This window comes from Planktothrix pseudagardhii (assembly GCF_904830925.1).
In the GTDB taxonomy this organism is placed as follows: domain Bacteria; phylum Cyanobacteriota; class Cyanobacteriia; order Cyanobacteriales; family Microcoleaceae; genus Planktothrix; species Planktothrix tepida.
Window position 1 is genome coordinate 976,604 of sequence record NZ_LR882967.1, and the last position, 21,323, is coordinate 997,926.

At 39.3% G+C, this 21,323-nt stretch carries 20 protein-coding genes and 1 tRNA gene; 15 read left to right on the forward strand and 6 right to left on the reverse strand.

From position 1 onward, the window contains the following. Window positions 1-138: 138 nt before the first annotated feature. A complete protein-coding gene (gene cofG, locus NMK36_RS04055; protein WP_254173048.1) occupies window positions 139-1,116 on the forward strand; it encodes a 7,8-didemethyl-8-hydroxy-5-deazariboflavin synthase subunit CofG in 978 nt (325 codons plus the stop codon). A 16-nt stretch (window positions 1,117-1,132) separates the two neighbouring features. Beyond that, a tRNA-Cys gene (locus NMK36_RS04060) sits at window positions 1,133-1,203 on the forward strand. Window positions 1,204-1,217: 14 nt separating this feature from the next. Here the strand turns inward: NMK36_RS04060 and NMK36_RS04065 are convergent. Beyond that, on the reverse strand, window positions 1,218-2,510 hold the full coding sequence (locus tag NMK36_RS04065; protein ID WP_254173049.1) for a type II restriction enzyme: 1,293 nt from the start codon (window positions 2,508-2,510) through the stop codon (window positions 1,218-1,220). Window positions 2,511-2,515: 5 nt separating this feature from the next. Next, window positions 2,516-3,382 (reverse strand): DNA adenine methylase, encoded by an 867-nt coding sequence (locus tag NMK36_RS04070; protein ID WP_254173050.1) that lies wholly within the window; start codon window positions 3,380-3,382, stop codon window positions 2,516-2,518. 215 nt (window positions 3,383-3,597) lie between these two features. Here NMK36_RS04070 and NMK36_RS04075 point away from each other — a divergent pair, with 215 nt between their 5' ends. The 3 genes from NMK36_RS04075 to NMK36_RS04085 all read left to right on the forward strand — a co-directional run bounded on the left by NMK36_RS04075 (window position 3,598) and on the right by NMK36_RS04085 (window position 5,771). Continuing rightward, window positions 3,598-4,698 (forward strand): YheT family hydrolase, encoded by a 1,101-nt coding sequence (locus NMK36_RS04075; protein WP_254173051.1) that lies wholly within the window; start codon window positions 3,598-3,600, stop codon window positions 4,696-4,698. Window positions 4,699-4,918: 220 nt separating this feature from the next. Then, window positions 4,919-5,074, forward strand: coding sequence for a hypothetical protein (locus NMK36_RS04080; RefSeq protein ID WP_186440399.1), 156 nt, complete (start codon window positions 4,919-4,921; stop codon window positions 5,072-5,074). 175 nt (window positions 5,075-5,249) lie between these two features. Continuing rightward, window positions 5,250-5,771: a phycobiliprotein lyase gene (locus NMK36_RS04085; protein ID WP_072720242.1), complete on the forward strand. Its 522-nt coding sequence runs from the start codon at window positions 5,250-5,252 to the stop codon at window positions 5,769-5,771. Between the two features lie 13 nt (window positions 5,772-5,784). Here the strand turns inward: NMK36_RS04085 and NMK36_RS04090 are convergent, their stop codons facing one another. Continuing rightward, window positions 5,785-8,985: an alpha-mannosidase gene (locus NMK36_RS04090; RefSeq protein WP_254173052.1), complete on the reverse strand. Its 3,201-nt coding sequence runs from the start codon at window positions 8,983-8,985 to the stop codon at window positions 5,785-5,787. Here NMK36_RS04090 and NMK36_RS04095 point away from each other — a divergent pair. The 5 genes from NMK36_RS04095 to NMK36_RS04115 all read left to right on the forward strand — a co-directional run bounded on the left by NMK36_RS04095 (window position 8,966) and on the right by NMK36_RS04115 (window position 14,089). Continuing rightward, entirely contained in the window at window positions 8,966-10,543 is a 1,578-nt protein-coding gene (locus NMK36_RS04095; RefSeq protein WP_254173053.1) for a hypothetical protein, read from the forward strand. The two genes, NMK36_RS04090 and NMK36_RS04095, sit on opposite strands and share 20 nt — an antisense overlap. Window positions 10,544-10,741: 198 nt before the next feature. Next, the gene (locus NMK36_RS04100; RefSeq protein ID WP_072720239.1) at window positions 10,742-10,858 is read left to right on the forward strand and encodes a photosystem II reaction center protein I; all 117 of its coding nucleotides are present in this window, start codon (window positions 10,742-10,744) and stop codon (window positions 10,856-10,858) included. 52 nt (window positions 10,859-10,910) lie between these two features. Next, window positions 10,911-11,063 carry a hypothetical protein gene (locus tag NMK36_RS04105; protein WP_186440398.1) on the forward strand — a complete coding sequence of 51 codons (153 nt, stop codon included), beginning with the start codon at window positions 10,911-10,913 and terminating at the stop codon, window positions 11,061-11,063. A 3-nt stretch (window positions 11,064-11,066) separates the two neighbouring features. Further along, on the forward strand, window positions 11,067-13,283 hold the full coding sequence (locus NMK36_RS04110) for a DUF3769 domain-containing protein (RefSeq protein ID WP_254173054.1): 2,217 nt from the start codon (window positions 11,067-11,069) through the stop codon (window positions 13,281-13,283). Between the two features lie 275 nt (window positions 13,284-13,558). Next, window positions 13,559-14,089, forward strand: coding sequence for a hypothetical protein (locus NMK36_RS04115; RefSeq protein WP_139295106.1), 531 nt, complete (start codon window positions 13,559-13,561; stop codon window positions 14,087-14,089). A gap of 13 nt (window positions 14,090-14,102) precedes the next feature. On the opposite strand, the gene NMK36_RS04120 is transcribed toward NMK36_RS04115, so the two are convergent. Then, a complete protein-coding gene (locus tag NMK36_RS04120) occupies window positions 14,103-14,372 on the reverse strand; it encodes a zinc ribbon domain-containing protein (RefSeq protein ID WP_072720235.1) in 270 nt (89 codons plus the stop codon). A 331-nt stretch (window positions 14,373-14,703) separates the two neighbouring features. Here NMK36_RS04120 and NMK36_RS04125 point away from each other — a divergent pair, with 331 nt between their 5' ends. Both NMK36_RS04125 and NMK36_RS04130 read left to right on the forward strand, forming a co-directional pair. Next, complete coding sequence (locus NMK36_RS04125; protein WP_072720234.1) at window positions 14,704-15,300, forward strand: hypothetical protein; 597 nt, start codon at window positions 14,704-14,706, stop codon at window positions 15,298-15,300. Window positions 15,301-15,383: 83 nt separating this feature from the next. Next, window positions 15,384-16,991 carry a tetratricopeptide repeat protein gene (locus NMK36_RS04130; RefSeq protein ID WP_254173055.1) on the forward strand — a complete coding sequence of 536 codons (1,608 nt, stop codon included), beginning with the start codon at window positions 15,384-15,386 and terminating at the stop codon, window positions 16,989-16,991. A 4-nt stretch (window positions 16,992-16,995) separates the two neighbouring features. On the opposite strand, the gene NMK36_RS04135 is transcribed toward NMK36_RS04130, so the two are convergent. Further along, entirely contained in the window at window positions 16,996-17,661 is a 666-nt protein-coding gene (locus tag NMK36_RS04135) for an L-threonylcarbamoyladenylate synthase (protein ID WP_072720232.1), read from the reverse strand. A 68-nt stretch (window positions 17,662-17,729) separates the two neighbouring features. Here NMK36_RS04135 and larC point away from each other — a divergent pair, with 68 nt between their 5' ends. The 3 genes from larC (at window position 17,730) to NMK36_RS04150 (ending at window position 20,625) form a co-directional block, all read left to right on the forward strand. Beyond that, a complete protein-coding gene (gene larC, locus NMK36_RS04140; RefSeq protein WP_254173056.1) occupies window positions 17,730-19,043 on the forward strand; it encodes a nickel pincer cofactor biosynthesis protein LarC in 1,314 nt (437 codons plus the stop codon). A 124-nt stretch (window positions 19,044-19,167) separates the two neighbouring features. Then, window positions 19,168-19,953 (forward strand): slipin family protein, encoded by a 786-nt coding sequence (locus tag NMK36_RS04145; RefSeq protein ID WP_254173057.1) that lies wholly within the window; start codon window positions 19,168-19,170, stop codon window positions 19,951-19,953. 144 nt (window positions 19,954-20,097) lie between these two features. Next, the gene (locus tag NMK36_RS04150) at window positions 20,098-20,625 is read left to right on the forward strand and encodes a Ycf51 family protein (RefSeq protein WP_254173058.1); all 528 of its coding nucleotides are present in this window, start codon (window positions 20,098-20,100) and stop codon (window positions 20,623-20,625) included. Between the two features lie 13 nt (window positions 20,626-20,638). Here the strand turns inward: NMK36_RS04150 and NMK36_RS04155 are convergent, their stop codons facing one another. Beyond that, the gene (locus NMK36_RS04155) at window positions 20,639-21,295 is read right to left on the reverse strand and encodes an SH3 domain-containing protein (protein ID WP_072720228.1); all 657 of its coding nucleotides are present in this window, start codon (window positions 21,293-21,295) and stop codon (window positions 20,639-20,641) included. Window positions 21,296-21,323: the final 28 nt, after the last annotated feature.

The following is a 21,323-nucleotide window of genomic DNA, read 5'->3' on the forward strand; positions in this document are numbered from 1 at the left end:
CACACTTATAGGGTGCGTAAGTGCAACTTCACATACCACTGGATGATTAAATTAACCGACTTATCCTATTATAATTCTAATAGATCATTATTCTCCCAGAAAAAAGCGAGAAAAACCTCACACTTAAATTGAAAATGTATGAATGGAAACATTACTTACAGTCCTGCTTATACGCTTGTCCCGACTTATGATTGTTTTAATCGCTGTAGCTATTGTAATTTTAGAACCAATATCGGTGAAAGTCCTTGGTTAACTTTAAATCAAGCTGAACAACTCTTAAAACCGCTTCAAAACTCAGGAATTATTGAGATTTTAGTGTTAAGTGGGGAAGTTCATCCGCATAGTTCTCAACGTTCAGCGTGGTTTCAACGGATTTATGCGTTATGTGAATTAGCTATATCTTTGGGGTTTTTACCTCATACCAATGTCGGGCCGTTAACGTTTGCAGAAATGTCACAATTAAAACGGGTGAATGTTTCTATGGGGTTAATGTTAGAACAAATTACCCCTAAGTTATTAGAAACCGCTCATCTCCATGCTCCGAGTAAAGTCCCTCAATTGCGGTTACAACAGTTAGAATGGGCTGGAGAATTAAACATACCGTTTACAACCGGACTATTATTAGGAATTGGAGAAACTTCTCAAGACTGGCGAGATACTTTAAATGCGATCGCAAGTATTCATCAACGATGGGGACATATTCAAGAAGTGATTTTACAACCCCACAGTTTAGGAAGTCAACAAATAGGACACAGAGACAGTTTTGAGTTACAGCAGTTACCCGAAGTTGTGGCGATCGCTCGTTCTATTTTACCTCCAGAAATCACCTTACAAATTCCTCCGAATTTAGTCACCCATCCTGATATTTTATTAGCCTGTTTAGACGCTGGAGCGCGAGATCTCGGTGGAATTAGCCCCCGTGACGAGGTGAACCCCGATTATCCTCATCCTGATCATCAAACCTTACAAGCCATTTTAGCCCCCAATGGGTGGCAATTGGTGCGGCGTCTACCTGTTTATCCTAAATACGATACTTGGGTTGTTCCTAACCTACAAGGGATTGTGAGCCAATGGCGAAAAAAGCTTGCAATTTCACAAACACCTGTGCTATATTAAGTAACTGCATGGTCGTGGCGGCATAGCCAAGCGGTAAGGCAGAGGTCTGCAAAATCTCCATCCCCGGTTCAAATCCGGGTGCCGCCTTTAAAAATGATTTGTTAATCTTGGATTTGCTTAAAAATCCAATAAATCCAATTTCTAACAGTAGATTGGCGTCTTCCTGGGGTCTGCTTGCTAAGTTCAGCACGAGAAGACAAGATAATTTCGCAAATTTCTTCTTGTGATGGCATTTTTCCCCTAGATAAATTTAATTGAAATACTGTATTAAAAACTTGACGTTCTAAAATTTTTCTGATCAAAGAAAGATATTTATGTTTTTGTCTTTTGCTTAAAATTTCTCTGGCTTCCTGTGTTAAACGAAAGGTTATATCACCTGTACCAACAGCTTTGTATTTTTCTACAAGTCCAAGATATTGACCTGCATTTGTATAATACCCGGTTTGTCTCTGATCAAATTGATAATTTTCTGTAATTTCATCTCTCGTTAAATCTCTTTCTACTAAAAGGGATAGTAAGTCAATGACCCGTTCAAAGTTATTTGCTTGGGGGAATGGTTTACTAGGTTCTGAAATTAAGGTAATAGTTTCAAAAATATCAGAAACGTCCTGCTGTGTAATTTCTTCGGGTGCAATAATATAATTTTTTTGCTCTATTAAGCGAATGGAGTTATAATCAAATTCATTCTTAAACTCATAAATAAAAAAGCTGAATATGTCGTTGGAATAAGTCATTAAAATAGGAATGACTTTTTTAGTAATTTTTTGTGACCATAATCGATAAGGATAATATAATTGCCTAATTATAAAATCATCAGTTTGATATTTCTTGGCTTCAATTAAAATCAAATAATTTTCACTTTCAAAACCTGCATCTATTTCGCATTGACTATTAATGACTGAAATGGGATAAATTTGATTGTTTAAATGATTTTTAATTGTGAAATCAAAGCAACCAGAGGACATCCTTCCAGAAAGTGTAAAAGATGTTTCCTCTCCTAATAAGTCGTTAATAATTCCTGTATTAAATGCACAACCAATAGCAGATGATTCTGAATATAAATGGGTATAGTCTATACTTTCTATATAAGAAGGAAACTCTATATCAATAGGTTCTATATCAGTAGAATATTTAACATTCAAGTAAGCATCAAAACAACCAATAATATATTTTGAACGGGAAATAGGTAGTATAGATAAATTATTATCTTTAAAAATATTGGGTAAATTAACTGAATGATCAAACTTAGCCATTAACCGACTTTCTCGTTCTTCATTAATTTGAGTCGCTTCTATTTCAAAATAACCTTGTTTAGCAATAATATCTAAAATACTATATCGTTGAAATAAGGTTTCCCAAGCAATATCATTTTTTCCTGGTTTTTTGTTGTTCATGTATTTTAAGGTTTGGGAACATAATTTAAAACTAAAACCTCATCTATTTTACCTCGTTTAAGAGCATTAGAGTTAATACTGCGGGTTGCAGAAACAGTTTTTATTGTTTCCTTATAATCTTTATACAAATCTAAGATAAAATCTGTGGCTGAATTACTTAACATCACATGACATCCTTTTTCGGTTAATTCATCAACGACTTGTTTTAAACGTTTTTGTTCATTTTGATTAAACCCATTAATATCATATCCGGTGAAAGAAGCGGTATTAGAAACGGGATCATAAGGAGGATCAAAATAGATAAAATCGCCTTTTTTTGCATCTTTAACGGCTTCGGAAAAATCAAGATTTAAAAAAGTTACTGTATTTTGATTAAAATAATCATTGACTCCCCTTAATACCGCCTCGTCTAATATATTCGGATTTTTATAACGACCAAAAGGAACATTAAAATGTCCTTTAGAATTAACTCTAAATAATCCATTGTAACAAGTTTTGTTTAAATAAATAATTCGAGCAGCTTTTTGAATATCAGAATATTCACGATACTCTTTTAAACGATCAATTCCCCGAAGATAATCATAGTATTCTTTGGAATTTTTTGCTTGGTGAACTTTTAAAATTTCTATGAGTTCTTCAACCTTATCTTTAATCACTCGATAACAATTAATTAATTCCTTATTACTATCATTAACAATTGCTGTTTTAGGCTGTAGCTCAAATAAGAGTGCACCTCCGCCTAAAAAGGGTTCATAGTATGTAGTCTTACCTATATTTTTAGGAAGATATTTGCAAATTTCAGGTAATAATTGTCGCTTTCCTCCCGCCCATTTTAAAAAAGGTTTAACTAAGGGATTTTTTTGCACAGTCACAAACTAATAATTCCTTCAAATTTTAGGAGCATAGTCTATTTTATATTAAATTGAAATTTTAGTCAATATATTTTATTGAAAATTCTTTTATCCTTGTGGTAGAAGGGTAAGGGACAAAAAAACTACTTCCCTTTTCTAAGATAGTATTTACCCAAAATGCTTGATTATTTGTTATTCTATTCAAGATAAACTAACCAACAGCATCTAAAACTTAAATGACTCAGCCGATTTATCAGCCTCCTTTTAATCTCAAAAATGGTTTCTTGATGACCATTTATGGAGCTTTAAGAGCCAGTCGAACTTGGGAAAAGACCATTAACTTACCTGAGCCTCCCTATCAAGAAGTGGTATTTTCAGGGGCGGGAGGGGTTCCTATTTACGGGATTATTGCTAAACCTAAAAATCCTAGAGGAACAATTGTTTCCACCTATGGAATTACGGGGACTTTAGAGAATCAATGGTTTTTGAAACTGTGGGGAAGAAAAGCATTTGCGGCGGGTTATGCTGTGGTTTTGTTTGACTGGAGAGCCCATGGAAAAACAGCAGAATTATCTCCAAGTTTAACATCTGATGGCTTATTAGAAGGAGAAGATTTTGTTAGAATTGCAGCACAATCTAAACAAATTGGTTGTCCAACTCCTTTTTGGTTTACGGGGTATTCTTTAGGAGGACAATTAGCCTTATGGGGAATTAAGACGGCTCAAACTGTCAATCAATGGGGAATAGATTTAAACTTAAAAGATTCCGATATTGCTGGGGGGGCAGTGATTTGTCCCAGTTTAGATTCTAATCGTTCTTTAAGTTATTTAGTACAACATTCTTGGGGAAAACATTTAGAACGGGCGATTACAAAAGAACTGAAAAAATTAGCCAAACATCTGTATCAGTATCATCCTAATGATATTGATTTAGAAGCGATTAAACGAGCGAATTCTATCTGGGGCTTTGACCATGAATTAGTCATTGGGCGGTTAGGGTTTAAGAGTGTTGAAGAGTATTATGAAGCCAGTAGTGGGTTACAGTTAATTCCGCAAATCCATAAACCTACATTAATTTTATATGCGGAAGATGATCCCTTATTTGAACCTGCCATTATTCCTGAGTTGAAAGATGCAAGTCATCACAATTCTGCCATTGATTTAGTCGCGACTCAATATGGGGGTCATGTTGGATATATTAGTAGTAAATCTTGTCAAAGTCAATTCAATGATCCAGATCGGTGGTGGGCGTGGAATCGTATTTTAGATTGGTTTAACCAGCAAGAACAGTCTTTAAGAACGGATGAAAATATCAAATACAACCGTAGATTATCGTAAACTTCAGAGGAATTTTGATATAAAAGTAAATTCTCAATTACCGAAATATACGGTTGACGAAACACTCGGAATAGCTTATCAAAGCTTAATTTCTCATCGGATTCTAGGATTTATAACTAAGATAAGATAGAATTTAGGCAATCGTTAACGGAACAATCAGAAGTCCGACTCAAATGAGAATTTGAAACGGTTGATTTCCAATTACCAGAGTGCAATCCAGATGGAAACCCTGCTTATTCTTTTAGGATTATCGACTGGAGCCGCCATTGCTGCTCAATTTCATAAACCCAAACCTGAACCACCTCCTAAAGAAAAATGGGATAAGGAATGGGAAATTGAGACAAAAACCCGAATTAAATATCGCCGAAATCACTAATATTGTGTTTAAGCTTGAGATGACAAATTGTCTCAGGGGTCAATGTAGGGTCTGTAAGCGTGGCGCAGGCATCCCTAACAGGGGATAAACTTTAACCTCTGGGACTATTAAAATCAGCCCCATTTATAGTAAAATTCACAAGGATTGGGGTTCTGCTTTTTTGGGATAATTAACGATGAATATTATCGATTTTTTTGAATTAAGTGCCGGAAAATGGTTTTCTCAACGCACCCTACACAATTTAAAATCGGGGGAATTAAAAGCGGGTAAGTCTAATTTAATCATTGAGCCTTTACCGAACACGGATGGGACGGTGATTCAAGTTTGTCAGCAACATAATATTGACCCAACTACAATTTCTGGAGGGTTTCGATTAACGTGGGAAGGAACAATAGAAGGAACTTCCAATCCAGAAAAAGGGTCTGCTATTTTAGTTCCGATTATTAATCCTGATCATCCTCAGCAAGGGGAATTATTACAATATCAAGGCACAAATCCCAATCAATCTTTATCGGGACGTTATAGTTTAGGAGAAGATGAGGTCTTAACTTTAATTACAGAATCTCCTAATTTTTATGTGGAAGAACGGTTATGGTATTTGATGCCAAATCTTAGGCTTCGTACCAGCATTGTTAAAAATAATTCAGGTTTAACTCAAGCGTCTTTTTGTTCGGAAATTCGCATGGGATTAAAATAATCGGGGTTGACGGTTAACCGTTGTCTATTCCTGATAAAGCAAAACTGGCTATTTTCCAAGGAGATATGATCATATTACTGGTTTCCTGGGATTCTTCTAATAGATTGACGGGATAGTCTATGGTTAATCCTAGAGAATTATTGCATTTTAAAATAGTCTCTTCTCCTTGGGATTCATAACATCTTAAAATCCAGCGTTGCGGTTGGGTTTCTGCCTGTTTGAATGCCATTAAAATTAAATGGTCAGATCCTAATTCTAGGAAACTCTGGGAATCGGATAATTCAGAAGTCTGATTAGATAAACTAGAAGCAACAGCAGGATAAACTTTAACCTGTAAAGGACGATTAAATTCATAGCCTTTTTGAACGGTTTTGGCTTGTTTCCAATCTCCTGCATGGGGATAAAGGGCATAACTAAATTGATGAGATCCTAAATCGGCTTCTGGGTCAGGCCAAGTTGAACCTCTTAATAGCGTTAATCGTAATTGATTCGGTTGAGCATCATAGCCATATTTACTATCGTTTAAAAGACTAATTCCATAATCTGATGTACTGATATCTGCCCAATGAATCGCCGGAACTTCCCATTTGGCTTTTTCTGAATCGGTTTGGGGATTTGTAGACCGTTGGATGACACCGCAAGGAATTTCATAACTGGCTGTATCCGCAGAAATGGTTAGGGGAAAGGCGGCTTTGATTAAAATATGACGCTCTTGCCAATTGACCGTTGTTTCAATTTTTAATAGGGGAGAATCTTGCTCTAAAGTATAATCTTGACAAAAATCTGATTGCTGGAATTGTTTAATCATTCTCAATTTCCAAACTATAGGCCCCTGTTCTATCCATTCAATCGATTTCAGTTGCGGAGACGGTAAGGGATGTTGTTGATAATTCGGATCGATATTCCACCCATCCCAATATTGTCCTGAATCTTGAAAGGCTTGTAATTGATTTCCTTCTCCTGGTTTAAGGATATTACGGTGATGAATTAAGTCAAAAACCTGTTCTAAATTTCCGGTTTCGGAATTAATAATAACTCGCAAAATTCCATTGTCAAAGCTAATCTTTTCCGGTTCTAACTGATAACTATTGACAAACTCGTTTTTTTCTGCTAAACTTTTAGTAAAATGGGGAATAGTTGCGGTCATATAGGGTCTTTTCCACGACGTTTCAAGGGTTTCAGCCTCCTTCACCCCCAGCCAATACACTCGATACCCCACACTCGGAACATTTTTTGCTAAAAATAACAATTGTGGCGTTTCCGACCTTTCTCCCCGGAGTTGGGACAGTTGGGCTATTCCCTGAGTATCGTAAATTTCCCAAGAATTATCGCCATTGGGAATAGGGACAGCAACGACTTCTGAGCGTGACCAGTTCAGGGAATTAAAGATAAAGATGGGTTGAGCATTCAGTTGGGGTGGGGGAGGAAGAGGCGTAAAATTAGCGATCGCATCAAAAGACTGTTGTAGAATCTCCTCTGCTTTTGTGATGGCGGTTTCCCACTCTTGATTCGCCTGTTGGTAAACCGAAGAAATAGAAGAACCGGGTAAGATATCGTGAAATTGGTTGAATAAAACTTGCTTCCAAGCGGTTTCTATTTCCCGTAGGGGATAGGAAGACTGGGCGTAAAGGGTTGCTAGAGTTGCAAACAGTTCCGCTTCATATAATAGCGTTTCACAGCGACGGTTATAGCGTTTTTGATCGGCGTGAGTGGTATAGCAACCGCGATGGAATTCTAAATAAAGTTCATCCTGCCAAATAGGAAGAGGTGCGGGGGGATTATTTAGGACTTCTTGTAAATAATCGGCGACGGTTTGAAAGGTAAATTGAGGGAAAATTGCAGATTGATTCCAGCGTCGAGTTATTTCTAACATATCACGGGTCGGCCCGCCTCCATGATCGCCAACTCCTGGCAACCATAAACTCTGATTTAATCCAGTTTGGGTTTTCCAGTCTACCGCCGCTTTAAACATTTTAACTGGTTCAACCCGTTCACCGATTAAAGCGGTCATGAAACTCATAATTTGAGTTCCATCTAACCCTTGCCATTGAAATAACCCATAGGGAAATTTTGTAGTATCGTTCCAGCGCTGTTTTTGAGTAATAAAATAGTCGATACCCCCTTGTTTAAAGATTTGGGGAAGTTGCCAACAAAACCCAAAGGTATCAGGAAGCCAAGCAACAGTTGAAAGTTGACCCATTTTTTCTAAAACATAACGTTGTCCGTATAAAACCTGACGAACAATAGATTCTCCATTAATTAGATTGAGTTCCGGTTCTACCCAAAGTCCGGCGGCGATTTCCCAGGTTTGGTGTTGAACACTATTTAAAATTCTGCTAAATAAATCAGGACGGTTTTGTTCTATCCACTCATACAGAACGGGGGATGAATGACAAAAAATTAACTCAGGAAAATCCGTTTGTAAGTTTAGAACTGATTCAAAGGTTTTCTGCGCGGCTATCCACGTTTCTGCTATCGACCATAACCAAGCTAAATCTAAATGGGCGTGACCGAGTAAGCGAATTTGATAGGATGGAACTTGTGGAATAATCGACTGTAAGGTTTGACGAAGTAAGTTCAGGCTATTTTTAAATTCTGGAAGATCTTGGGGGAGAGAATAGCCAGAAATAATCTCTAAAAGTTCTAATAGGGAAATTAAGCTGGGTTCAATATTGGGGTTGTGGAGTTCGGCGTTTAAAATTATCCCAAAAATTTCTAATTCATCGGCTAAAAAAGCAGGGTCAATTTGGTAAGCGTCCGAGACTTCATACCAACATAAGGAAGAAACCAATGCTCCTCGGTCATGACCGGGACTGACTAAATTTAATTCCACCTCAAACTCATCCCCTGGCTGTACCGAGGGACTTAATAAAATTCGGGTATAACTATCAAATAAATCTCCAGCTTGGACAAACTGATGATTAATATAGATTTGAGCATCTTCCGCCCACCAACTTAAGACAATTCTTAAACTTAAACTGGTTAACGGATAACCGCGTAACTCAGCCGGAACTATAATTTTTTGTCTTAATCTCAAATTCTGTTTTCCCGCCGCCCAAGCAATGTGTCCCCGTTCATTGATTTCAACGGGTTCTCCAAGCTGCATGGCGTTGATGGTTTGCCATTGGGGTTGAATATTAAGCTGAGTCAACCCCCGCAATTGTTCTGCAACTTGAGTTAGTTTGAGGAGGAGGGTGGCTGTAGAAAAACACATGATCTGTTATATTAAATGGGGGAGAATCCTAAATAAACCCATTGTTGCCATGTCTGTTGCTGACTCCGGGCCCTACAAAAGTCGATTATTTAATTTTATCTCTCAAACGGCTCAGAAATTGACCGATGAGGGAAGTCGAACTTGGCGCTATTTTAAGTATGCCACCGAGATGACCTTGCAAACGGCACTGTATCCGGTTTATTTTCTCCTGCAAACGGTTCGAGTCACTCGCCAAAAATTAGCAACGGCGGTTAAACAGCATTTCCCCCAACTCGCATCCCAGGTCAAAGCTGAAACCTCGGAACCACCAGACGTTGATACTCCTATTATTCAGGTTCTTAATACAGTCGCCACCCAAACCGAATCTCTATTTCAAAATTCGATTACCTCTGCACCCGTCGCCTTAGACCTTCAAGGCATAGCTAGTCAAGTTGACTCCCAAACTTTGGTTCTCGTGCAAAAAGATAATGTGATTTTAGATAGTCTCACCGTTGAAGAACAACATCATCTTCAGCAACAAATTGTTTTAGAAATTGCCAACTATTACTATTTTTATCAACATTTAGCCCAACAGCAAAAACCTTTTCAACCTCAATTAAAACCCGCTCTCCATTCTCCTCATATTTTAGCTCCCATTCGTTGGTTTTGGCAGGTGATGAGTTGGGTACAAACCAGTTCGGTTGCGGTCAAAATCAATTGTTTTGGAGAAGCGAATTTTGCTGAGTCTAGTTCCTTTCCTTACCTTTCTCCTCAATTGATTTATACCTTAGATGGAGCGATCGCACAAGTTGAAGATTATTCAATTGTTCCCCTTTCCCACGCCACCCACAACATTGTTCAACAGAGTCAAACTTGGGGACAAACGGTTATTCAAGTTTGGCAAAAACCCCCTCAAACTGATGTAGCGGTCAAATCAGAATCTTCTTTAGAACAAGGGTTTGATGAATATTTTTATAAGATTCAATCCTTAATTTTAGCCGCCATCGATTATTTCTTTGGGGAACATCATCCCCCCCTAACTTCCGAAGAAAATCCTGAACAATTTTCTGGCGTTATTTCAACTCCAAACTCTTCTCCCGCCTCCCCCCTTCCCCAGACTCCCTTGGAAGATCCTGGCTTAACCCCAGAGATTCTAGCTGAGAATATTTTATCTAAGCTTAAAAAACCTAAACCTGCTAAATTCCGTCCCGCTTCCTTCTCCCCTAACCCATTAACCAATAAGAATAATAGTACCCAAAACCGAGTTTGGGAGAAAGTCCAATCTTCCTTAAACCGCTTCAACCCATCACCAACCCCAGAAGAGCATCTCTCCTTAACGTCTCCCGTTGCTTCAAAGCCCTTGACAAAATCTCAAAATCATGCTATAGAATTCCCCAACATTTCTAATTCAGCGACCCCAGAAGCAAAACCCGACTGGTTAGAAGCCCAAGTTACCTCAACTGGATATATTAAACACCCCCTAGAAAGAATTTTAGGGTGGTTAGATCAAATTATGGTCAAGGTTGAAGAGACAATTGCTAAAGCTTGGTATTGGTTAACCCATTATCAGAAAAATTAGATAGACTCGAGGGGATTGGAAAAAGACCCTGTAGGCGCGCACAGATCCCCCAGTTTAATAGTAACACAAAGTTATCCTTTGTCAAGAGGGCGAAAAAGAATCCTTAAAGGAAAGGGTATTTTGAGATATGATGATAAAGTTGTGCTTCCGGCATAACATTTATTAAATAGACTCTTGCAGCCCCGGAGAAATTCATCAATGCTGACGCTAAAAATCATCGTTAATATCGTCGTTCTGTTCTTTGTTGCTTTATTCGTATTTGGATTTTTGTCCAATGACCCGGCGCGGAACCCCAAACGCAGAGACTTAGAATAAAGCAGCGTGGAAGTTGTCTCAACAGAAGTTGGGGCATAAAAATTGAACTAATATGCCGACAACCTCTGTGAACAAAATCCTTGATATGATAAAACCTTTAATTGTCATTAGTCATGATCCCCTAGAGTTTATGGCTAATGGCATTGTTTTAGCCCAGTCCCTTATGCCGTCGAGTTCGGGCTATTGTGTGGAATTCTGTTACTGAAGTATGCCCTACCCGGTCTCGCCCCCTGAACCGCCTCCTTTGATTCGTACCCTGCCTTCATCAGATACAATTCAAGCAGGGAAGATAACGGCTCTCAATGAATTAGGGCAACCTTCGCCTTCATTCTCAATTTCCCCCAAAGTTACAACTCACGCCACCCTGACCTATCCCCTCCCTCAAGCTACACCAGAGGAAGTTTATCAAGTCTCCGCAGACTTACTCGGCCCGCCTGTGAGTCCAACGGTGGAACCCGAAACCGTTTCCCCCACTCAATATCGCTTTAATTCTAGCTTTTCCTTTCCCCAGACCGAGGCTTCTTGCCCGACTCCAACCTGTAACCAAATTGCCATCACGCCTCCTCCTCAGTCCCAACAACCCACCGTTATCCCAGTTCCAACTCCAGAAGATCTCGTAGAAATCACCGCAGATCGGCAAGAATATGATCAACAACGGCAAATCGTCATCGCCGAAGGCAACGTCATGGTGCGGTTTCGTCAGTCCCTAATTGATGCCGATAAAGCCCAAATTAATTTAGTCAACCGTCAAGTGATCGCCGAAGGCAATGTCGCCCTAACACGAGGAAATCAGGTGATTCGGGGCGATCGCATGGACTATAACTTTGTGCAGAATACCGGGTCAGTGTATCAAGCTAAAGGAACCGTTTCCACCCGCACCGCCGCCACCGATCTCGCCATTGTTGATCCCTTAGTTACGGGTACGACCTCCACCCTTCCCTCCCCCATTAGCGATCGCATTACCGCCGCCCAACCGGTGCAAAAAGTTACCGCCGATACCGGATTAAACGCCACCGTATCCGCCGGAGGGGGGTCATTATTTGGGGTTCAAGGTACGGTTAATCGCCTAAGATTTGCCGCCGAGCGCATTGATTTATTCGGCAATGGGGGATGGGAAGCCCAAAATGTCCGAATTACCAACGATCCCTTTTCCCCCCCAGAACTAGAAGTCAGGGCTGATACCGCCCGATTTAACCGCATTTCCCCCCTGCGAGATGAACTGATTACCACGCGATCGCGCTTAGTTCTCGATCAATCCTTGAATCTGCCTTTATTTCGAGAACGAACTGTCCTCGATCGCACAGAAAAACAACCGCTCCCCTTTTCCATTGGCTATGATCTCAAAGATTTTGGCGGCTATTTTATTCAAGGGAATCTTCCGACCGTTCCCCTGGGCCCATTAACTTTACAAGTCGCTCCCCGACTGTTACTCCAACGAATTTTTCAAGATAACCTTACCCCCTTTGAACCCGCCTCTTTAGGGTTAGAAGCCCAATTATCAGGAGCCGTTACCCCGACAACGGAATTAAGGGGGTTTTTATCCCTCAATACCTTAGAAAATTTTCCCGATCTCAATGAAGAAGCGATCCGGGGGAGTTTTCGAGTGCGCCAACAATTGGGGGCTGGATTTGCCCTCAACGGAGAATATAGTTATCGCAACCGTCTGTTTAATGGAACCTTGGGCTATCGTACCGTCCATAGTAGTTTAGGGGCTGTTCTCACCTCTCCGGTGATTCGTTTAAATGATCAAGGAGCTCAATTTAGCTTTCAAACTTCCTATCAATCGGTGAACGCGAAAACCGATCGCCCTGAATTATTGAAACCCATTCGTCCCAATGATCGGGTAACATTAGATCGCTATGAAGCCTTGGGAACCTTTATTTATCCGATTTTATTATGGCAAGGAGAAAGATTGCCTCCTACTGCTACAGAAGGGTTAAGGTATACGCCTCAACCGGTGATTCCCTTTTTGAAATTAGCGTTTATTACGAGGGGTGTCACAACCCAATATAGTGAAGATTATTCCCAATCTTACCTAAGTACATCAGTCGGACTTCAAGGACAATTGGGTCATTTTTCTAAAGACTTTTTAGACTATACAGGATTTAGTGTCTTTTATACTCAAGTTTTCTTAGATGGACAATCCCCATTTTTGTTTGATCGCTTAGTAGATCAACGAGTGCTTAGTATGGGATTAGTTCAACAAATTTATGGGGGGTTAAGGGCTGGAATTGAATCGGCGGTGAATTTAGAGAATGGTTTATCATTAAACAATGAGTTCACTTTAGAATATAGCCGTCGCACCTATGGGGTGATTCTACGCATTAATCCAGTGCGCCGCATTGGTAGTATTAATCTAAGAATTAGCGATTTTAACTGGGTAGGAACCCCTGACCCGGATTTTGGAACTCCACCGGAACCTTAAGTAGGGGGACAAGGGGATGGGGGGACAAGGGGATGGGGGGACAAGGGGATGGGGGGACAAGGGGATGGGGGGACAAGGGGACAAGGGGACAAGGGGATGGGGGGACAAGGGGATGGGGGGACAAGGGGAGATGGGGGGAAATCATTAACTTCAGTAGAGAGGCACTATGGTAAGTTTCTACACTGACAACTGATAACTGGTACAGACGCGCCATGGCACGTCTCTACACTGATAACTGATAACTGATAACTGATAACCCCCAGGAGGTGATTGCTGTGTTTGCTTTAGAATTTCCGTTCCCGGATGGGGAAGACCACCCAACCCAAGCCGAAACTTTGAACCCGCCTTCTATGGAAGCTTCGGCGTTACTGAAGTATTATGGTTTTGATTTATCGGATCAGACTTCTGAACAAATTGTGGCTGAGTGGCTAGAACAATATGAAGCTTCTTGGGTGTTTTTGGCAATCCTAGAAGCACTATATCAAGGACGTTATAAAGCGATTTCTGTACAACAAATCTTAATTTATTGGCAACGTCGGGGACAAGCCATTTATCATTTTACTTCTGATTTTGAGCGTTTAATTTGTCATCGCTTTCCGCAAAATTTATTACTGAGGAGTCAAAATCCCGAATCATTACCGACTCAGGAAACCCAACAAAAAACAATAGAAAAAGATATTAAACCAGAAATCAATTCCGAATTAGAAACCCCTGAAACGGATAAATTATCCCTTAAACATCCTGATTTTTACAGGAAGTTAAAGGGATTTATGGGGGATAAAACTCAAGAAAAAAAGAAGGATTGATTATAGACTACTATTAATCGGATGCGGTGACATTTTCATAGACTCCTTTGTCTCGTTTGACTAATTTCGTAAACCCAGCGTTTTTATAATCGGAATTAGAGGTGGGAACCGAAAGCATCGGTGCACTGATGACACGACGTACAGGAGCATCTTCAGGGGTCTCTCCGGTCTCACACTGGGCTAACTGGCAAAGTTCACCCCAGGTTTTGATCTCCCGGCTATAGGAGTGCATCACTTCTATCGTTTGGTTGTTGCTCGGACAGAAATAATCGTAGATTGGCATAGCAAGGCTTTCTATTATCACAGTCGGTGAGGATTGATATCTCTATTATGGAGGGTTTTGCTCAAAGTTTCACCCCCAAAAAAAAGGCAAGACCCAAACCGGATGCAATTTTGCCAAAATCAGAGATAATACGGAAGTTGAGGTTGTGATTCCCATTCATTTGCTCAACAACATCTCATCCTCTATCTTGATAGAGAAGAAAAAATCCACTTTGTTTCCAGGGTGACAAAAAAATAATGAATTTGACGGGGGTTTTAATTTTCCTAACACTATAAAATTGAGTTTATATTAAAATTTTCTGACTCTAACCTATTCTGGTGAGGATGTATCGATGAGTGATTTTAAACCAACTCCTGAAACCAATATGACAACCACTCAACTGTTAGATCGTTATCAACTTCATGATGCCAACGCCTTAAAAACTTGGGCAAGTTTGCATGGAATTTATAAACAGGATGGTTTATTTACTCCGTCAGAAGTGGATTTAATTGATCACGTTCATCATCATGTTTATAATTTAGGAATGACTGTTGATGAATATCAAAATTTCTTAAATCGTCGCCTAAATCGAGTACAATCGAGTGTAGAAGCGGAACCCCCTATTGTTCAGCAAAATCCTGTTCCTGATGAGATTACAACAGAAGCCTCTCAAGCGTTAGAATCGTTAATGGAACAGTATTCCGAAGCTATTGAATTGATGGGGGAACGCATTGCGGATCATTTTATTGATGAATTAGATTTATCCGTGATGCGACATTTGGCAAAAAAAGTTAAAGAACGTCAATTATTAAATGGTCAAGCGACTAAACCCAATCGTTTTTTAAGAACAATTCAAGCGGTACTTAAACCTAAAAATAGTCCTTTATTAGCATCTCCTTCTCCTGAAGAAACGACTGTACAAATGGAAAGTAATCATCGCTTAGGTTAAATGCTTTTTAAAGGTGTTGGCTGTTAACCGTTAACAGTCAACTGTTAATACCCAAGACCCAAAACCAGATTAATACTGATCGAATGGACTCATCTTTAAATCCCAAGAATTTTGTTAAATATTTGTATCAACAGGCAAATTATCATTTAGCACATCAACAAGTTGATGAAGCGCTGTCTGTGTGTTTGGCGGCGATGAATATAGATCCAGAGTATGCCCCGATTTGTAAAACATTAGGGGTAATTTGGCAAGTTCAAGAAGATTTTGAACAGGCGGAATTTTGGTATAAAAAAGCTTTAAAATTAAAGCCGGATTATGCAGAAGCTTATGGAAATTTAGGAGATATTTTTGCTGAAAGAAAAGATTGGGAAACCGCAATTTTAAATTATCAAAAATCGATTCAATGTAATCCTAATATAGCCGTTGTTTATCGAAATTTAGCAAAAGCTCTGACTCAAGTTAATCAACTCGATGAAGCGGATATTTTCTGGTATAAAGCGTTTCATTTAGAACCCAGTTTAGGACTATTTTCTGAACATTTAGTCTTAGGAAATCGACTGTTTCAAAAACAGGATATTGACAAGGCAATTTCTTGTTATCGCAATGCCATTCAATCTAACCCCCAGGGATATGAAGCGTATCATAACCTAGGAGAAGCTTATCATCAACTGCAACAATGGGAAAATGCAATTCAAGCTTATAGCCAAGCCGTTGAAAGAAATGATCAATTTTTTCCCTCTTATATGGCGTTGGGGAATATTAATAAACAATTAGGCAAATGGGAAAATGCAATTCAGGCTTATAAGCGTGTGATTGCCTTAAATCCTAAAGCTTATTTACCTTATTTTCAAATTGCAGAAATTAAGTTTAAATTACAACAATGGGATATGGCGATCACCTTTTACCAAGAAGCTCTAAAATTAGAAGATAAGAACCCATTTATCTATTTATCTTTAAGTCGAGCTTATAGTTATACAAAACAATGGGAAGAAGCGATCGCCGTTTCAGAAAAAGCTTTAAACATAAACGTTAATTTACCCCATTCTCATACCCATTTAGGTAACTTTTTATCAGAAATTGGGGAACTCGAAAGATCGATTCAATGTCATCAGAAATCCCATCAATTAAGGGGATGGAATGCCAGCAGCGAGAAGAATTATCACTTTACCAAAGATTGGTTTAGCGTGAATATTCCGAAGTGGGATAAAGCCCTTCATGCTTTCGCTCATCGTCCTCAGATTCAAGGCTTAGAAATTGGCAGTTTTCAAGGGATGTCTGCTTGTTGGTTACTGGATCATATTTTAACCCACCCAACGGCAAAAATGACTTGTATAGACTTAAGTTTTAAAACGGAATTTGATCAAAATATCGTTAAAACTGGAGCATCGGAAAAAGTAATTAAATTAGAGGGCTATTCTCAAGAAATATTACCCACTCTTTGCCCTCATACCTACGATTTTGTTTATATTGATGGCTGTCATTTAGCCTCAGTGGTTTTGCAAGATGCGTTACTATCTTGGCAATTACTGAAACCGGAAGGAATTATGATTTTTGATGATTACGAATATCGAGATCCTGAAAATCCCGAAGAAGATACTCGTCAAGGCATTGATAAATTTCTGAACACTATTTCTAAACCTGTAAAAACTTTGCATCAAGGCTATCAGTTAATGATTCAAAAAACGGTTTAAGCCCTCATCCTTCCAACCACTCTTCTGCTTCTTCCCATCCTTGACCTTTTCTAACAATAACAGGTTCATCGGCGGTTAAATCAATAATCGTTGAAACTTGATAACCCGGATCTGAGGTATCATCAACAATAATATCAACTAATTTTCCTAAACTATCGTACAATTTGGCTTTATCAATTTGACCTTCTATGGGTAGCGCAATCGGAGCTTGACCTTCTTCTTCTGTGGTAATATGGGCAGAAGTTGAAATAATTGGATTGCCTAAAGTTTCAATAATTGATAAACACGCTTGATGATTAGGAACCCGAATTCCGGTGGTTTTGCGTTTGGGAGACATAACTAATTTAGGAACTAATTTAGTTGCGGGTAATAAAAAAGTGTATGTCCCTGGAATTAAGCGTTTAATTAACCGATAAGCTGAGTCACTGACAATGGCATAATCAGTAATATTCGATAAGGACGAACAGAGGAAGGTCAAGGGTTTATCATTGGAGAGTTGCTTAATGCGTCGGACTCGTTCAATGGCCGACTTAACGGTTAAATCACAGCCAATGGCATAGACCGTATCCGTCGGATATAGCATCAACGCGCCATCCTTGAGGGCATCTTTGATTTTTTCAAGGGTGCGTTCTTGAGGGTTTTGGGGGTGAAGCTCGTACAGAATTGCCATAGTCAAATGTTGTATTTTAGAGAATAAATTTTATAGTGATTTTAAGACTAACAGACTAACGACAAATTATGGCTAAAATTGCTTATTTTCAATGTCCCACTGGGATTTCTGGGGATATGTGCCTAGGGGCTTTAGTTCATGCCGGGGTTCCCATCGATTATTTAAAGGAAAAGTTAGATTTACTGGGAATTGGGGCGGAATATCAGTTTAAAGTCAAATCTGTTCGTCGTCAAGGACAGTTGGCCACTAAAGTTTCTGTCAATTTAACTCAACAGCAACTCTCCCCAAAAAACATCCATTCCCATCATAATCAGGATCAGGCTCACAATCATCTGCATCAAGATGAAATTCATCCCACCCATGACCTCAGCCCCACCCGTCATTTATCCGATATTGAAGATATTATTCTTAAAGGGAAATTACCGAAACAGGTAGAAGTTTGGAGTTTAGCAATTTTTCGGAAATTAGCAGAAGCAGAGGCGGCTGTTCATGGCATTCCCTTAGAAGAAGTGCATTTTCATGAAGTGGGGGCGACGGATGCCATTGTGGATATTGTGGGAACTTGTTTGGGTTTAGATTGGTTGAATATTGATCAATTTTACTGCTCAAAATTACCCACAGGAGGAGGGACAGTTTGGGCGGCTCATGGTCAATTACCCGTTCCGGCTCCGGCGGTTTTAAAGTTATTTGAACTGGGGAAAGTTCCGATTTATAGCAATGGAATTGAACGGGAATTAGTTACACCAACGGGGGCTGCTATTGCGGTGACTTTAGCTCAATATTTTGGAGAACCTCCGGCTTTATCGATTCAAACCATTGGCTTAGGGGCAGGTTCTCAGGATTTTGCCATTCCTAATATTTTACGGCTTTGGATTGGAGAACAGAACCAACTTTATAATTCTGATATTGATTCAAAAATTAATCCAGAAATTCAAACAATTTCAGAAACAATTTCGGTCTTAAAAACTCAGATTGATGATTTAAGCCCTCAAGTAATTTCTTATACGTTTGAGTTGTTATTTCAAGCGGGAGCAATTGACGTTTTTAGTCAACCCATTACCATGAAAAAGTCTCGTTTAGGAGTCTTATTGACGATTATTTGTCATCCCGAAGACCGTCAAGCTTGTGAAGCGATATTATTTCGAGAAACGACAACTTTAGGAATTCGTCATACTCTGCAAAATCGCAGTATTCTCAAACGGGATATTCAAACGGTTCAAACCCCTTATGGTGTTGTTCGCATTAAGGTCGGATTTTCGGGAGAAAAGATTACGAATGTTCAACCAGAATATGAAGATTGTGCTAAACTTGCTAAACAGCATAAGATTAGTTGGTTAGAAGTGCATCGATTAGCACTACAAAGTTGGTATAATTTGCCTTAAAATTGCCGATAGAGAAGAGAGATCAATAATTAGGCTTCTATGTCTTATCCTAAAAATTTATTAAGAATTTGAGCTTAATTTCTGTTGCTCTTTATACTAGAATTAGCATTGGAGAGCCAAAATCATGAGTTACCTGTTTGGATCTGCTTTTATTCTACTGACTTATTTAACAATTGCAGGGTTTAAATTAGATCGAGAATATCAACGGGGAGTTGTTTTCAGATTAGGGCGAGTGCAGGCGGTGAAAGGGCCGGGTTTATATTGGATTATTCCAGCCATTGATCAAAAAGTTCAAGTCGATATTAGAACAAAAACCGTTGACATTGAACCCCAAGAAACGATTACATCGGATAGTGTTACCATTCGAGTCAATGCAGTTTTGTATTACCGTTTAATTGACCCGTCTAAGGCAATTGTTAAAGTCGAAAATTATGGAAAAGCTGTTTATCAAGCCGCTTTAACAACCTTGAGGAATGTCATCGGTCAAAACAGTTTGGATGATGTTTTACAAAATCGAGATAAAATTAATCATAAAATTCAAGAAGTTGTTGATGAGATGACAGAATCCTGGGGAATTATAATTGAACGGGTGGAAATGAAAGATGTTGAAATTCCCACTTCTATGCAACGCGCTATGGCTAAAGAAGCCGAAGCGTTCCGCGAAAAACGAGCGCGTTTAATTAAAGCTGAAGCGGAACAAGAAGCTTCAATTAAATTAGCAGAAGCCTCTCAACTGATTATGAAAAATCCGGCTGCTTTAGAGTTAAGACGGTTGCAAATGTTATCGGAAATTGGCACCGAAAATAATACCACAACGATTGTTGTACTTCCTTCAGATTTAACCTCATTAACTCAAAATTTAGCCGTTAAACCCCAGTCTAAAACTTCTCTTCCTGCGAAAACCGAATAAAAAGGTTTTGCAACCCTGTTTCGTATTCCCTAGCACTATAGGCTACAAATCTAAGGGTTAAAGAGAGATTGATTAATTTTCATCCCAAATGAACCCGTTTAAGATTAAGCTAGAAGTTTAGACGTTTTTTCTTGAATCACCATCATGAACTTCCCGTTATCAACAACAGATTGGCTAGAGCTTTCTAAGTGGGTTGGAATTGCGACTTTAGCTTTTGCCGGAATTACGGCTTTAGCTTTTATTTTTAAATGGGGAATTCGGTTTAGATTAGTTGGAATCACGGCCTTTACAGGGGTTTTAACCGTCGGAGTTTTTGGCTTAAGTTTAGGTCTATTTTATCATGTTGAAATTCCGGGCGCATTACCTTATACCCGTGTTTTTGATGATGGTGGTAGACAAATTGTAATTGCCGTTCCTCCTAATATTACCGAAACTCAATTAAACGCCACATTACGTCAAGCGGCGGCGAATTTATATTCTCCTGGACGAGGTGGACAATTCCAAGAAGCGTTGTTAATTCGTGCCCGAACTCTGGTTCACCCGAATGCAGAAGTGTCTCAACCCCTCTATTTAGGTCAGGTGAAACGTTCTGTAATTGAACGAGAAAATGATAACCTAGAAATTCAGATTTTCACCAAAAATCTGGCTCGTTTACAACAGTTTAACTCTTAAATTCTGTTCAAGTTTAATCCGCCTTTTGAACGATTAAATGGGTCGGTTGATATTGCAGAATAAATGATGTCATTATCTCTCGTTCTTCGATGGTTGGGGTGGCTAAACATCCTGATGTTCCCGTTTGAGAAACATAGGAAAAAGCCGAAGGATCATAATGTACCCCTAACCCTAATCGTTGGGTGGGAAAAGTGGGTGTAATTCCTGACCAAACCCCCCCAAATTCTCCGGGTGCTTCTTCTACAACACCCGGAGCATCAAAGGTATAAATTCCAAAGGGTAAAGGCGTTTGAGAACCCGGTTCATCGGAGGGAATTTGTTGACCAATGCGCCCGGAAACACAACGCACAGTATTAATAATTTTGCCGATATTATCGATTAATTGGGTTTGATAAACTTGTAAACCGCCTCCAATTTGTTCCTGAGTTTGTGTCGCCACAATTTTAGAGCCTGGAAGGTTTAAAATATCAGAGTTAATAATCGTTAAAAATTTCGCAGCAACCCAACGATTTGTCCCGATGGGTGTCCACATTTCACCCTCGACATTCACAGACTCTCCACTAATTGTAACCGGGGTTCCATTTTGTAAAACCTCAACAATTTCACCATTTGGAGTCGAACGAACATTGAGGGTATCACCGTAAGTTGTGACAATAGCAGTAGAATTCATATTACCATTTGCCAGCTAATTGAATTTA

What these genes read in the sequence shown, in the direction of transcription:
- cofG (WP_254173048.1), top strand. Translation starts at nt 139, where the DNA reads ATGAATGGAAACATTACTTACAGTCCTGCTTATACGCTTGTCCCGACT.
- NMK36_RS04065 (WP_254173049.1), bottom strand. Translation starts at nt 2,510, where the DNA reads ATGAACAACAAAAAACCAGGAAAAAATGATATTGCTTGGGAAACCTTA.
- NMK36_RS04075 (WP_254173051.1), top strand. Translation starts at nt 3,598, where the DNA reads ATGACTCAGCCGATTTATCAGCCTCCTTTTAATCTCAAAAATGGTTTC.
- NMK36_RS04080 (WP_186440399.1), top strand. Translation starts at nt 4,919, where the DNA reads ATGGAAACCCTGCTTATTCTTTTAGGATTATCGACTGGAGCCGCCATT.
- NMK36_RS04085 (WP_072720242.1), top strand. Translation starts at nt 5,250, where the DNA reads ATGAATATTATCGATTTTTTTGAATTAAGTGCCGGAAAATGGTTTTCT.
- NMK36_RS04090 (WP_254173052.1), bottom strand. Translation starts at nt 8,985, where the DNA reads ATGTGTTTTTCTACAGCCACCCTCCTCCTCAAACTAACTCAAGTTGCA.
- NMK36_RS04100 (WP_072720239.1), top strand. Translation starts at nt 10,742, where the DNA reads ATGCTGACGCTAAAAATCATCGTTAATATCGTCGTTCTGTTCTTTGTT.
- NMK36_RS04105 (WP_186440398.1), top strand. Translation starts at nt 10,911, where the DNA reads ATGCCGACAACCTCTGTGAACAAAATCCTTGATATGATAAAACCTTTA.
- NMK36_RS04110 (WP_254173054.1), top strand. Translation starts at nt 11,067, where the DNA reads ATGCCCTACCCGGTCTCGCCCCCTGAACCGCCTCCTTTGATTCGTACC.
- NMK36_RS04120 (WP_072720235.1), bottom strand. Translation starts at nt 14,372, where the DNA reads ATGCCAATCTACGATTATTTCTGTCCGAGCAACAACCAAACGATAGAA.
- NMK36_RS04125 (WP_072720234.1), top strand. Translation starts at nt 14,704, where the DNA reads ATGAGTGATTTTAAACCAACTCCTGAAACCAATATGACAACCACTCAA.
- NMK36_RS04130 (WP_254173055.1), top strand. Translation starts at nt 15,384, where the DNA reads ATGGACTCATCTTTAAATCCCAAGAATTTTGTTAAATATTTGTATCAA.
- NMK36_RS04135 (WP_072720232.1), bottom strand. Translation starts at nt 17,661, where the DNA reads ATGGCAATTCTGTACGAGCTTCACCCCCAAAACCCTCAAGAACGCACC.
- larC (WP_254173056.1), top strand. Translation starts at nt 17,730, where the DNA reads ATGGCTAAAATTGCTTATTTTCAATGTCCCACTGGGATTTCTGGGGAT.
- NMK36_RS04145 (WP_254173057.1), top strand. Translation starts at nt 19,168, where the DNA reads ATGAGTTACCTGTTTGGATCTGCTTTTATTCTACTGACTTATTTAACA.
- NMK36_RS04150 (WP_254173058.1), top strand. Translation starts at nt 20,098, where the DNA reads ATGAACTTCCCGTTATCAACAACAGATTGGCTAGAGCTTTCTAAGTGG.
- NMK36_RS04155 (WP_072720228.1), bottom strand. Translation starts at nt 21,295, where the DNA reads ATGAATTCTACTGCTATTGTCACAACTTACGGTGATACCCTCAATGTT.